At 44.3% G+C, this 13,757-nt stretch carries 11 protein-coding genes; 7 read left to right on the top strand and 4 right to left on the bottom strand.

The genetic code is table 11. The annotated features are described in order from the left end of the window. Genes nadB through NQX30_05265 form a run of 3 tightly spaced genes read right to left on the bottom strand, consistent with a single transcriptional unit; the run spans window position 1 to window position 2,904 of the window. Entirely contained in the window at window positions 1-1,782 is a 1,782-nt protein-coding gene (gene nadB / locus NQX30_05275; protein MDM5147778.1) for an L-aspartate oxidase, read from the bottom strand. Between the two features lie 4 nt (window positions 1,783-1,786). After that, window positions 1,787-2,233: a CBS domain-containing protein gene (locus NQX30_05270; protein ID MDM5147777.1), complete on the bottom strand. Its 447-nt coding sequence runs from the start codon at window positions 2,231-2,233 to the stop codon at window positions 1,787-1,789. A 23-nt stretch (window positions 2,234-2,256) separates the two neighbouring features. Then, on the bottom strand, window positions 2,257-2,904 hold the full coding sequence (locus NQX30_05265; GenBank protein ID MDM5147776.1) for a cytochrome b/b6 domain-containing protein: 648 nt from the start codon (window positions 2,902-2,904) through the stop codon (window positions 2,257-2,259). A gap of 141 nt (window positions 2,905-3,045) precedes the next feature. Between NQX30_05265 and NQX30_05260 the strand changes: the two genes are divergently transcribed. The 7 genes from NQX30_05260 to typA all read left to right on the top strand — a co-directional run bounded on the left by NQX30_05260 (window position 3,046) and on the right by typA (window position 11,389). Further along, window positions 3,046-3,933: a MoxR family ATPase gene (locus NQX30_05260; GenBank protein MDM5147775.1), complete on the top strand. Its 888-nt coding sequence runs from the start codon at window positions 3,046-3,048 to the stop codon at window positions 3,931-3,933. Further along, on the top strand, window positions 3,923-5,095 hold the full coding sequence (locus NQX30_05255) for a VWA domain-containing protein (protein ID MDM5147774.1): 1,173 nt from the start codon (window positions 3,923-3,925) through the stop codon (window positions 5,093-5,095). Before NQX30_05260 ends, NQX30_05255 begins: the two co-directional genes overlap by 11 nt. Next, complete coding sequence (locus NQX30_05250) at window positions 5,092-6,057, top strand: XdhC/CoxI family protein (protein ID MDM5147773.1); 966 nt, start codon at window positions 5,092-5,094, stop codon at window positions 6,055-6,057. Before NQX30_05255 ends, NQX30_05250 begins: the two co-directional genes overlap by 4 nt. Further along, a complete protein-coding gene (locus NQX30_05245) occupies window positions 6,054-7,640 on the top strand; it encodes a molybdopterin-binding/glycosyltransferase family 2 protein (GenBank protein ID MDM5147772.1) in 1,587 nt (528 codons plus the stop codon). The genes NQX30_05250 and NQX30_05245 overlap by 4 nt, the downstream gene beginning before the upstream one ends. After that, window positions 7,637-8,845 (top strand): aminotransferase class V-fold PLP-dependent enzyme, encoded by a 1,209-nt coding sequence (locus NQX30_05240; GenBank protein ID MDM5147771.1) that lies wholly within the window; start codon window positions 7,637-7,639, stop codon window positions 8,843-8,845. The genes NQX30_05245 and NQX30_05240 overlap by 4 nt, the downstream gene beginning before the upstream one ends. Then, on the top strand, window positions 8,842-9,270 hold the full coding sequence (locus NQX30_05235) for an iron-sulfur cluster assembly scaffold protein (protein MDM5147770.1): 429 nt from the start codon (window positions 8,842-8,844) through the stop codon (window positions 9,268-9,270). The genes NQX30_05240 and NQX30_05235 overlap by 4 nt, the downstream gene beginning before the upstream one ends. Before the next feature lie 322 nt (window positions 9,271-9,592). Further along, window positions 9,593-11,389, top strand: a complete 1,797-nt coding sequence (gene typA / locus NQX30_05230; GenBank protein MDM5147769.1) for a translational GTPase TypA — start codon at window positions 9,593-9,595, stop codon at window positions 11,387-11,389. 63 nt (window positions 11,390-11,452) lie between these two features. On the opposite strand, the gene NQX30_05225 is transcribed toward typA, so the two are convergent. Next, complete coding sequence (locus NQX30_05225; protein MDM5147768.1) at window positions 11,453-12,637, bottom strand: DEAD/DEAH box helicase; 1,185 nt, start codon at window positions 12,635-12,637, stop codon at window positions 11,453-11,455. Between the last annotated feature and the right edge of the window lie 1,120 nt (window positions 12,638-13,757).

Below are 13,757 nucleotides of genomic sequence, written 5' to 3'. Positions count from 1 at the left end.
CTACCTGCGTGCGGCAATGCGTTCGTCAAAAAACTCCTTTGCCGTTAATATTTTTTCAGAAACGCCTGAAAAATCGACAACAATCGCACGAGCAAAATCATCACGGCAGCTCGGATTGCAAAATCCCACAACATGGCCAACATAGTCCGTCAGCGCATTGGCGACAATGAAGCGACCAGAGAACGGACAAAAATCGTTGACTGCCTGTCGCCTCCGCACAAAATCCTGCTGCAACAGCAGCGTATCCGTTGCCTGTTCTGCCTCGTGCGGACAATCAGCGTTGTAGTGTAGTCCGCGGCTTTCTCGCCGCGACAGCGCGCCTTCAATAATTAATTCTGCGCACTGTGCAAGATTGCGCAATTCCAAAAAATCGCGACTAACCACATACCGACGATAATAATCTTCTATCTCCTCACGTATCCACTCAATGCGTCGCCGCGCTCGTGATAGCCTTTCGTCATTACGCACGATACCAACATAATCCCACATTGTTCGCCGCAATTCCTCCCAATTGTGCGCGACCATAACTCGCTCGCGCGGTGCCGAAATGCGTCGCTCATCCCACGGCGATAGTGCTACGGTAGTCACGGGCAATTCGTCCGCTACCACGGCAGCGGCACGGCGTGCCGTAACCACACATTCTAATAAAGAATTACTAGCTAACCGATTAGCACCGTGTAAGCCAGTACAAGCAGTCTCACCAACCGCCCACAAGCCAGCAATATCAGTGCGTCCAAGCAAATCGGTGTGTACTCCACCACAGCAATAATGCGCAGCTGGCACCACCGGAATGCGCAGCGCTTTAGTATTTGATGCTGCCTCCAATCCCAGTGCCTTACAGTTGCGCATAATTGTAGGAAACCGCCGTTGCCAAAAATCAGCTGGCCACGTCGACAAATCCAAATAAACGCAATCGGTACCGCTACTTTTCATTTCAAAATCAATAGTACGAGCAACAATATCTCGTGGAGCAAGCTCAGCGTCGGGATGATGCGCTAGCATAAAACGCTCACCTCGTTCGTTGACTAGGAGTGCACCCTCGCCTCGCATCGCTTCGGTAATTAAAAACGAAGAAGATAGCGGGTGATACAGACAAGTCGGATGAAATTGCACAAATTCCATGTTACGAACACGACAACCGGCGCGAAAGGCAATGGCTACGCCGTCACCGGTGGTGTCCTGCGGTGTGGTCGCATACAAATACACCTTGCCAGCACCTCCAGTCGCCAGCACAGTAGCACCAGCACCAATGGTTTTGACTTTGCCCGACAGCAGATGTAGCGCATATACACCGTTACAACGCTCACCAATGACTTGCGCATTAACAGCAATCGTGTGCTCCAACAACGTAATATTGTCGCGTTTTAATACTTGTGCCTGCAGAGCTGCAATTACTGCTTGACCAGTAGTATCATCCACATGCGCGATGCGGCGAGCATGATGACCGCCCTCGCGACCTAACGCCAAGACACCCGCACGGTCACGATTAAACTTGACTCCCTGCGTCTCCAGCCAGTTAATCGCCGCCGGCGCATCGGCAACAATAGAACTCACCGCAGTTTCATCGCACAAACCACCGCCAGCTTGCAGGGTATCAGCTGCGTGAGCGGAAAAAGAATCTTCCTCTGTTAACACCGCTGCAATACCGCCTTGAGCCCAAGTACTAGCGCAATCACTTAATGTGCGTTTAGTCATCACTCCGATCCGCAACCGCTTGTCTAACGATAGCGCTGTCGTCAGCCCTGCCGCTCCACCACCAATAACAATGACGTCAAAATACATAGCGTTATATTGCTTCTTTGCGCAACAGACTCATAATGTAAGCGCGAGCGCGCAACAAATCGCTTTCTGTTAAAGTGCCAACTAGCACGCCATCGTCGGTAACGACAGCCATTCTTTCTCCAGTAAAATTTGCGCTTTTTTGCATGGCAACCAATAAAGTATCATTTTGTCGTAAAAAAGGTTTTTTAGAATCACAGCACGCCTCCAACATAGTGTCAGCCAATCCTAGAAAATATATTTTTATGCGGTTTTTAGCTAACACACACAATAATCCAGCAATGATCGGTGCAACTGCCAATATCCACAAATTTTGCGTACTTTTACCAGAAAAATTTGGCGCTACTCCCAACCAATGATGCAACATCGCCGTGCCGTCAATAAACGAAATTCCGCACAATGCCGACAGCACACCAATACCTGCAGCTAAGACAATACCGGCAGCGCCAGTCAATAATCGCGTGACCGCCTGACGATTCAGAGTCTGTTTTTCCTTTTTTGCAACATTTTGTTTACTTTTACATCATGACGAATATAGCTGGGCAAGTAACCAAAACTCATGCGCCGTAATGTGTCATCTACCAATACAAAATGGTGAAAAAATGCGACAACAATGTGTGCTCCGACCAAACCAATAATTGCCCAACCGCCCAATTCATGTAACTTTCGCATCTGTTTAACAGGGGACAAATCGTCTCCCAACATACCTAAAAATGGTGCCAACGTATCACTGACTTGGCTGACAATAAGAGGTAGTTGAATTCCGAAAAATGCTACTTCGCGCCCACCTAACTGCATCATGCACACGCCAACAACAACCTGTCCCAGCACAACAATATACATGATCCAATGCATCAAAAAAGCCAGCAACCGCGCAAAATAAACCTCCGAAAGTGGCTCCGGCGTAGTATTAATTAACCGCCACAAAAAACGAAACGCCATAAGTACAAAAACAGCGATACCAATTTGCGTATGAATAAAAATCAATGAATTGTTTTTATTTGAAGAGGATAGTGAATCAGAATATTTACCACTCGCTACCAAACCAACGATAATCAAAAAAAGGAGCCAGTGCAATAGCACCGTCATCCATCCATATTGGTCACGTTTATTAAATAATGGCATATTGTGCTTTCCTTTTTTTCGCTATTTTGCGATATAACTGAATTAAATACGAAATATCATATATCAAAAAATATCTACCAAGATTTTTCAATCTTCTTAACTTCATAGTCTGCAAAAATAAGTTTGTTTATAATTGACAACATGAGTTCACAGCATTTTGCCTCCGTTGATGAAACCATTACTTCTCTTGCTACGCACCATTATCTTGCATCGCGACCGTTGGCAGTGTCTGTTTTTTTGGCAAGCGCCATGCACCGTCCACTGTTTTTGGAAGGCGATGCTGGTGTAGGTAAGACCGCTGTTGCCAAAACACTGGCGACAGCGCTCAATCGTCCTCTGGTACGACTGCAGTGTTATGAAGGCATTGATGCTTCTACCGCTTTGTACGACTGGGATTATCCTCGCCAATTGCTTGCAGCTCGCCTCCAACAACACGACAGTATCACAAGCAATGCACTTTATAGCGATGAGTTTTTATTGCGCCGTCCACTGTTACAAGCTCTAACTCCTGCTGACGGCGAGCCAGCACCGGTATTATTGATTGATGAAATTGACCGTGCCGATGAGCCGTTTGAAGCTTTTTTATTAGAATTTTTAGCTGAATGGCAAATCAGTATTCCCGAATATGGCACCATTCGCGCAAAGGAAGTTCCACTAACAATATTAACTTCCAATCGCACTCGTGAAGTACATGACGCTCTCAAGCGACGTTGTTTGTATCACTGGGTAGAATTTCCCGGTCCACGTCGCGAAGCCGAAATTATCCGCTTACATTATCCCGACATCGGCGAAGCGCTCACCTCTCAAATCGTGGCCTTTGTTCACCGCCTGCGTGCTTTAGACGTACACAAACTGCCGGGCATCGCTGAAACCATGGATTGGGCGCATGCCATTACGCGCTTGGAGCGCGATACACTAGACGCTGAAACCGTAGACGAAACCTTGGGCGCACTACTTAAATATCAAGACGATTTAAATTTAGTAAGGCAGCAAGGTCTTTCCGACCTGCTAAACGGGCATGATGAATGAGTCATTATTACCCGCCAATCTATTGGTTGACCGCGCCGACAGTGGCTGTTTATTGCGCAATTTAACCGCCTTTGCTGGTGTATTGCGAAAGATAGGATTTGCCGCCGGATTAGACAAAGAGAATGCCGCCGCCACTGCGCTAGCGCAAATGGGTGTTCATGAACGCGCCGATGTGTTTTGGGCGCTGGCAACGGTATTTGTAGAAAAACGCGAACAACTAGAATTGTTTCGCCAAGCGTTTCATTTGTTTTGGCGCGGCCTGCGTGGCACAACCGATGAAAAAACACTGGCACCAACCGAAGGCGCGCCCCTATCCGCAGCTTTTGAAGGTGCGGTGACACCACTAAATCAATCAACTCCTCAACCTGAAGTCACCCACAGCGCCAGCTTAACAGAAAATTTAGCTGACAAAGATTTTGAAAAAATGAACAAAATAGAATGGCATACGGCTTTACGCTTGAATCGGAATATGCGTACGATATTGCCACCCATACCCACTCGGCGGCGGCGGGCAGCGACATACGGTAAACCAGATATGCGTCGTACGATACACCGTGCGATTCGCCGTGGCGGCGAAGACGAACGCTTATTGTTTTCTCGCCGCCGCCACAAACCATCTCAACTGGTGGTGCTAGCAGATATTTCCGGCTCAATGAGCGCTTATGCACGAGCGTTTTTACATTTTATTGCTGGATTAGCGGTAGGGGACGAATATCGTCTACATGCTTTTTTACTGGGGACACAGCTCACCGCGGTAGGACGGCGGCGTGGCGGCGATGTAGAAGCCGAAGCCGCCCGCATTGCCGCCAGTGCGCAGGATTGGGACGGCGGTACACGACTTACCCCATCACTACGGCAGTTCAATCGGTTGTGGCTGCGACGAGTAGGATGCGGAGAAGCAACTGTACTGTTTGCCACCGATGGACTGGAGCGCAATTGCGATAAAACCACCCTTAACGCTGAAGTGGCACGTTTACGCAAATCCTGCCGCCGCCTATTGTGGCTCAATCCGCTATTACGATATGATGGCTATGCTCCGCTAGCTCAAGGTGCTAAAATATTATCGCATCATGCCGACGCCGTATGTTCCATTCACAATGTTCGTTCACTACAAGAATTGACGGCGGCACTGGGCGCACACCATAATCGTTTTTCGCCATGACACAAAGCGAAAACGTTGATTTGCTGGCGACCGCCATCAAATGGCATGTTGAAGGAAATAAGGTAGCCGTGGGCACGGTTATCCGCACTTGGAAATCAGCACCACGCCCACTGGGAGCACGATTGATAATTAATCAAGACGGTCGATTTGCCGGCTCCGTTTCTGGCGGTTGCGTAGAAAAAGAAGTCATTCACGCCGCTGCTGATTGTTTACAACACAATACCGTTCGCCATCTAAGTTTTGGCATAGGAGATCAAATGGCATGGCAATCAGGCCTTTCATGCGGCGGTCAAATAGATGTTTTTGTTGCTCCCCTTCCAGCTCCCGGCACTTCCGGACATCAAGCGTTGGAAGAATGGCGACAGGCAGTTGTCCAGCGCAATAACGGCATTCTCATTACAAATATTAATAACGGTGAATTAACATTCAAAAAAATCAATGACGTTCCTCCATCACCAATTTTTGATGATAATCACAATCACTTTCTGGAACCGTGTATTCCACAACGCCGACTATTAATTGTCGGCGCTACGCACATCGCGCAAACATTGGCTCCACTGGCGCGGCAATGTGATTTTGACGTCATAATTATTGACCCACGACAAGCTTGGTTGACGGCAGCGCGCTTTCCCGATACTGTATTGGATGAACGCTGGCCTGAAGACGCACTGCCAGATATTGGTGTTGACGAACAAACTGCGGTGGTCACGCTCGCTCACGATCCCAAAATAGACGACGGTGCATTAACAATAGCGTTGTCCAAAAAAGCGCACTATATAGGTGCATTAGGCTCCGTTCGCACTCACGAAAAACGCCGAAAACGATTATTGGCGGAAGGAATTAGTGCGGAATCCTTTGCTCACATCCACGCTCCTGTCGGCTTGGATATCAACGCCAAAAGCGCTGCCGAAATTGCCGTTGCTATCATTTCCGAAGTTTTATCAACTTACTCAAAAAAATGAAATTTTCTAATTATCCAATTGAAAAAGCGGCAGGAAAAATACTAGCGCACTCACAACGAACTCATGCCGGTCGGCTTACCAAAGGACGATTGCTTACGGTAGATGACATTCAACAATTGCAGGAAGCGGGCATATCGGAAGTTGTAGCCGCCACACTAGAAACAAAAATTGATGTGGCAGAAAATACAGCAGCGGAAATTGTTGCAGCTGCTGTCTGCGGTGAGCATTTAGAAGCCCATCGGCCGGTTCACGGACGAGTCAATCTCTACAGCCGCACCGCAGGGTTGCTACATTATGATGCCGTATCGTTGACGGAATTTAATCGCTTATCGCCAGCCATTACTCTGGCAGCATTGCTTCCTCTTGCGGTAGTGCAACAAAAGCGTCTAGTTGCCACCATCAAAATCATTCCTTTTGCCGCACCGTTATCAGCAGTTAACGCTGCTGTCCAGCGTTTTGCGCAATTACTTAAAGTGCGCCCTTTTAAACGTTTGAAAATTGCCCTCATACAAACGGAGTTGCCCGTTGCTAACAAGCACCTATTAGATAAAACCGCTGCCGTTACAGTCCAGCGTCTAGCTAATATGGAAAACACTCTTTGTGGCGAATGGCGCTGTGCGCATCAACAAGAAGCGGTTACCGACACATTGAATATAGTGCGGCGTGAAATCTCTCCCGACCTGTATCTTATTGCCGGCGCCAGCGCAGTTTGTGATCAAGCTGACGTAGTTCCGGCTAGTATTACCGCAGCTGGCGGCATTGTCACGCGCTTTGGCATGCCGACGGATCCGGGCAATTTACTAGTTTTAGCGACGTTTCACGGTGCATCTTGTATTGTGCTGCCTGGTTGTGCCCGATCGCCGAAATTAAACGGCTTTGATTGGGTACTGGCGCGATTGCTGGCTGGTATAGAAACAACAGCCAATGATATTGCCGCAATGGGAGTTGGCGGGTTACTGGAAGATATTGTTGATCGCCCAGTTCGCCGCACACTAGCTACTAAGCCAATAATTGGCGGCATTTTGCTCGCTGCGGGGCTGTCTACTCGCATGGGAAAGACCAATAAATTGCTTGCTCCGTGGCACGAGAAACCGCTGGTCAGTCATGCCGCACACACACTTATTGCCGCACATGAGGCAGGATTAATTCAAACGGTTGTGGCGGTTTGTGGCCATGAAGTTGACACCGTTCAAGCGGCCATTGGCAATTTACTTGTCACTCATAATCCCGATTTTTCCCAAGGCATGGCTTCTTCGCTACGCTGTGGATTGCAAGCACTCACTGCCACAAAAAACGTGGATGGCGTGCTAGTTGTGCTGGGAGATATGCCAGCGGTAACCATAGACGATATTGCTGCTGTTATTGCCGCTTTTGATGGCAACAACATTGTTGTACCCACTCACAATAGCAAGCGTGGCAATCCGGTTCTCATTGGTCGGCAGCACTTTGCCGCATTGGAGCAATTACAAGGCGACACCGGCGCGCGTGCTTTGTTCGCCGACAGTGTCATTACTGAAGCTCCTGCCAGCGCGGGGGTGCTCTTTGACATTGATTCCCCTTCTGCTTTGGAAACGGACAAATGACAGAAGCTGCGCGCTTTCGCAAAGATATTCCTTTGCTAAATAATTCTATTCATTATTTGGATAACGCTGCTACTTCTCTGATGCCGAAAACAGTGATTAATGCCGTTGCCGATTATGACGGACGCATTCGCAGCAACGTCGGACGTGGCGTTTATGCTTGGGCAGAACAAGCCACCGCACACTACGAAGAAGCTCGCCGTCACATTGCCACTGCGGTCCAAACTAAAGCAGAAGAAATCATCTTTACTAGCGGTGCTACGGCAGCACTTAATTTACTCGCTACCAGTTTATGCCGCGATTTAGGTAGTGATGATTCGGTATGGTTGGCGAGAGATAATCATCACAGCAACATCGTGCCTTGGCAAATGGCCGCAGCACAAAAAGGGTTTGCTTTAAGATGGCTACCAGCAGAAAAAAACGGTCGTTTGTTACCAACACGCGTAGTAGAAGCACTAAGTGCGGACAACAAAAAGCCGCAGATACTAGCCGTATCACACATTGCCAACGCAAGTGGAGCTCACACTGCGCTAGATGCTTTGACAATGGCAGTTAAACCGTTTACCGTTCGGCTGGTTGTAGACGGTGCCCAGTATGTGCCGCATAAATTGCCAACGTTGCTACAGTCCGGCGCAGACTTTTATGTATTTTCTGGTCACAAATGTTATGCTCCCACCGGTATCGGAGTGCTATGGGGGAAAAAAGAATTGCTGGACTCCTTACCTCCAGCATTCGGCGGTGGCGGTATGGTGGAATCAGTGAGCAGCACACATTCGACTTACCGTACCACGCCACATCGCTTTGAAGCTGGCACACCACCAGTATCACAAGCCATTGGGCTAGGCGCAGCAATGCGGTGGATACAATCGTGGGATTGGTCAGAATTAACCGCACACACAAACACGCTGGCTACATCATTGAGGGCTGGATTGTGCGAACTGCCCGGAGTGCGCTTCCTTGACGAGAAACAGCCCAATGATGCTCCCATTATTTCGTTCTGCGTCAACAATGCACATCCACATGATATTTGCCAAATTTTAGCGTCGCATCAAGTAGCAGCGCGCGGCGGTCATCATTGCGCTCAACCGCTGATGCAGCATTGGGACATTGATGGCAGTGTACGATTCAGTCTAGCGCCTTACAACACCGCCAACGATATCGATGCTGCTATTACTGGCGTTACCGAAGCATTACAGTTACTACAATGAGTGATTCTGTTTATCAAGCTGCCATTATGGCCCTGGCCAAAAGCGCGAATAACAATGGCGATATTACCGATGCCACCGCACGCTGTCAGCGAAGTAATCCGCTGTGCGGTGATGAAATTATTTTAGCTGCCGTCACCGATACAATGTCGCTACATCGGCTAGCACATCGTACACGAGGTTGTGTGCTGTGCAAGGCGGCAACCACAAAAATGCTTCAATTAGCTGCTCAATACCCGCAGCAATCCACTTTGCACAAAATGTGCCGTGACGTAATCCATATGTTTGGTGAAAAAAAAATAATTGCCTCCATGGACGTATTTACCCCAGTCATTGAGCATCCAGCACGCTACGGGTGCGTACAACTTCCTTTTGAAGCACTGATAGATATTTTACAATGCGGCAAACATAAAGAGGACAATTATTGAAGATACTCAAAAAATTTAATTTTCCGTAACAACAATGAACCCGACTACCCAAAAAAACTATCTACACTAAAGAAATTCGTGCCACGCTAGCGAGTGTGGCATAAAAAATTTAATATTCCGACCAGCCACAGCCTACTAAAATGGTAAAATTCTGTCGCCTTAAAAATTGACAAAAACTTCACCCAATAAAAAACCTAACAAAACTTTTCAGCAGGCGGTTAATGCGTCGGCTGAATTCAAGCGTTAACCTAAAAAAAACGACAATCAGCTGATGGTCTACGCATTACTGAGAAACTGAAGAAAACACACAGCAATACAAATCATGCCAGAATTTAGAAATATCGCCATCATTGCACACGTTGACCACGGAAAAACCACCCTAGTTGACGCGCTATTACAACAAAGCGGTACGTACGAAGAACATCAACAAATTGAAACTCGAGTAATGGATTCTCACGACCAAGAAAAAGAACGAGGCATTACCATTTATGCAAAAAACACCTCCTACCAATATAAAAACTGTAAAGTTAATATTATAGACACTCCGGGACATGCTGACTTTGGCTCAGAAGTTGAGCGCGTACTGAGAATGATAGATAGCGTTATTCTTGTAGTTGATTCCTACGAAGGCCCTATGCCTCAAACTAAATTTGTGCTTAGTAAATCGTTAGCACTAGGATTAAATCCCATTGTCGTCATCAACAAAGTTGATAAACCATCAGCACGCTGTGATTGGGTTATTAACGAACTTTTTGATCTTTTTGTTAAGCTTGATGCTACAGACGAACAACTTGATTTTCCCATTTGCTACACCATAGCCACGGAAGGCAAAGCCGGTAACGAATCTGACAATATAACCGAAAATATACAGCCATTATTCGAATTAATCATGCAACAAGTCAGCCCTGCAAAAACCGCTGATGAGGCTCCATTAAAAATGCAAGTAACAAACCTAGCATATGATAATTTTTTAGGGCGGATGGCGATTGGGCGAATTTATCAAGGCACGGTTAATAAAAACGATCGAGTAACAGTTATTAAGCCAGATGGCACCAAAAAACCTGCCAAAATATCAGAAGTACTTGTAAGTTTAGGACTAGCACGAGTCAAGGTTCCTACTGCCTATAGTGGCGATGTTGTTATCATCGCAGGAATCAGCGATATTTATGTAGGAGACACCATTGTATTTGATGCCAAAGAAAGCCCAATGCCCTCCATTAATATTGATGAACCTACTTTAAAAATGGCGTTTATGGTCAACTCTTCCCCTTTTGCTGGGAAAGAAGGAAAATTACTAACTTCAAGACAAATTAGAGAACGTTTAGAAAGGGAGCTAGAAACCAATATCGGAATGAGTATGGATTTTAGTGATCCCGAATGCTTTATTGTTTGTGGTCGTGGCGAACTCCATTTAGCTGTTCTAGTTGAAAGCATGAGACGAGAAGGGTTTGAATTACAAATAGGCACCCCTCAGGTTATTTATCAATTTGAGAACAACAAAAGGCTTGAGCCCATTGAACGTGTCAGCATATCCTTACCTAGCGAGTTTGCCGGAAATGTTATTGCCGAAATGGGAAAACGCAAAGGTGACATGCTTAATCTACAAGAACATAATGGATCAAACATGATGGAATATTTTATACCCACACGAGGGTTACTCGGTTTTAAATCCCAGTTCACTACTCTCACCAAAGGTGAAGGTATTCTTACCTCTGTTTTTGAAAAATACGAGCCCTACAAAGGCGATATAGAGCACCGTGAAGTGGGCAGCTTAATCTGTAGCGAATCAGGTACAGCAATGGCTTTTAGCTTATGGAAGTTACAAGAAAGAGGCCCGCTATTTATAGATCCTGCAATTCCCGTTTACGAAGGCATGATTATCGGAGAGCATTTAAAGGGTAGTGATCTTAATGTAAACCCAACTAAGAATAAAAAATTAACTAACGTACGAGCTTCAGGAAAAGATGATGCTCTCAACCTAGTACCACCTAGAAAATTAGGTTTAGAAGAAGCCATAGATTACATCGGAGATGATGAGTTTGTGGAGGTCACTCCCTCCAATATTCGGTTAAGAAAGAAATATCTAAAAGAGTCCGAACGTCGCCAGAATAACCGTTAAAACAAATTAATCATAAGAACACATTAATTTTTCTTGCCATAAGTTAATAAAAAATCAAGTTTATTACGCTTTTATTTTTTTATTTTTTTGAAATGTTTTACGTTGAGTGCGAAACGGTCTTTTTTTACTTATTTTTTTCTTAGTGGATGTAGAAGATACTTCCAATGGTTGATCTAGCTTAAGCATTCGATTAATAACATTCCACTTACCATGTTGCTCAGGAGTAATAAAACAAAGCGCCTCTCCCGTTGCTCCAGCACGACCGGTCCGCCCTATGCGATGAATGTAATCCTCTGCACATTGAGGAAAATCATAGTTAATAACATGTTCAATGTGTCGTATATCTAACCCACGAGAAGCAACATCGGTTGCAAATAATACTTTAAATTTCTTTTCACGGTAATTTGAAATTACTTTATTGCGCACATTTTGTCTTAAATTACCATGGATAGCATCAGCGCTAAAACCTGATTTTGATACTTTTTTGGATAACTTTTCTGTTCCATATTTTGTTTTTACAAATACAATAATAGAGCCTTTACGAGATTCTAATTGCTCCAATAACAAATTGTATTTATCTTCTTCAGAAGTTTTTAAGACTTCGTGTTTGATTTGCGACTCAAATTCACTTTTTATCGCCATATGAATTGGAGAGGTTAGATATTTATCAGATATTTTTATGATATTTTTAGGTAACGTAGCGGAGAACAGTAGAGTTTGACGTTGTTTCGGTATTTTTTTGATAATCTTATCAATTTGTATAGTAAACCCCATATCTAACATACGATCTGTTTCATCCAACACTAAAAAATCAATTTCGTTAAGTTTTAGACTTCCTCTTTCTAAATGATCATTGATTCGCCCAGGCGTTCCCACAAACAAACGAGGATCGTTATTTAATTGTTGAATTTGCTTCAACATAGATTCTCCACCAATAAGCAAAGCGCTTTTTATTTTTGCTTTTTTACCCGCCATTATTTGCAGCTGTTTCATCACCTGAGCTGCCAGTTCACGCGTTGGGGTCATAATCAACCCTGCTGAAAGAGTATTCATCATCAATTTAGCTATTAGTGGAATACCAAATGCTGCTGTTTTTCCAGTTCCTGTCTGAGCTGACCCTAAGATATCTTTTCCTGACATAGCAACCGGTATTGCTTTCGCCTGAATTGGCGTAGGCGCTAAGAACTGCATGTGCTCTAATGTATGATTGAGTGCTTCTGGCAAGTTTAATTCTTTAAAATTTTCCATTACTATTTTCCTCAACAGGTTTTAGCCCGCAATTTGATTGATTTTTAATTAGTTTAATTATTTTGGCAGTGAGCTTTGTCCAAGCTAACTCATCCTCTGCTAACAATACTAAAGAGCGATTGTTTTGGTAGCTCTCAGTACGCTACTGACTTTATATTTGAAAGGCTATTACAATATCCAATACAGAGTGATTAAATTTGAGAAAGTGATTTTATAAAAGTCTCTTTATGATTAATATCAACGATACGGCTTCAAGCAATGACTTTTGCAAACAGGCGAACTATTCCGACCAACTGTTAATTATAGCTTTATTTTTTATTAAAACAAAATCAGTAAAATATGAGGTGTTTTTCTTAAATTTCCTCTGAAAACTTGATATGGCATTAAGGAACTGGTAAAAATTGACAATTGTATGATCTTTAATAAACCATTTCACTCTTTTATCACCAAAAATAAGTAAGCATAAGAAAATCTTTCTTTTAGCCGGATATTTAGCACAATCGGGTGTATAGCAATAATTTGTCCTCGCCAGGTTTGGATCCTTTGGTTTTTGTTTAGTATGTTTATATGGAAAATTTTCCTCCCAATAATCACACAGTTTAAATTTCCTTTATTACTTAGCATAATCGTTTCGTTATGCGCCGGTTATGTTAGTGATGTTGGATATTTCTTGGGTATTTCTAGAGCTTTTATTTGTTTATATTTGGCATGGGGTTTTTGTAAAAATCGCAATATATTTTGGGCTTATACAAGCTTTAAGTCATGTATCTAATACGCTGGTATTATTAGTTATTTTACTCATATCAGCGATTTTGATTACCGCTCTATTATCAAGCGCTTTTGTTGCAAATCTAACAAATAGATTTCTGTTTGTCCTTACTCAGAAACTATTGCTAATAAAAAACTAACAAGAAAATAAAAGGAGATTTAGAGGGAAGTTATCTATTATTTTTAATCGTTGCGCTTGTAACTATTCTTAGTCTTGGTTTAGAAATTATTTTGATGTTAACTAATAGAATATAACAAGCAAAGGTAAAGCACACACAAAACGATATCTGCTTTGACAGACCTGCTGTCTTCGTTTAGCTTAACAACAAAAACAAGTTTTCTGTTAAACTAA

It is taken from the genome of Candidatus Persebacteraceae bacterium Df01 (genome assembly GCA_030386295.1).
GTDB classification, from domain to species: domain Bacteria; phylum Pseudomonadota; class Gammaproteobacteria; order Tethybacterales; family Persebacteraceae; genus Doriopsillibacter; species Doriopsillibacter californiensis.
Note: the sequence above shows the minus strand (reverse complement) of the source record. Positions and strands in the feature narration are given on the sequence as shown.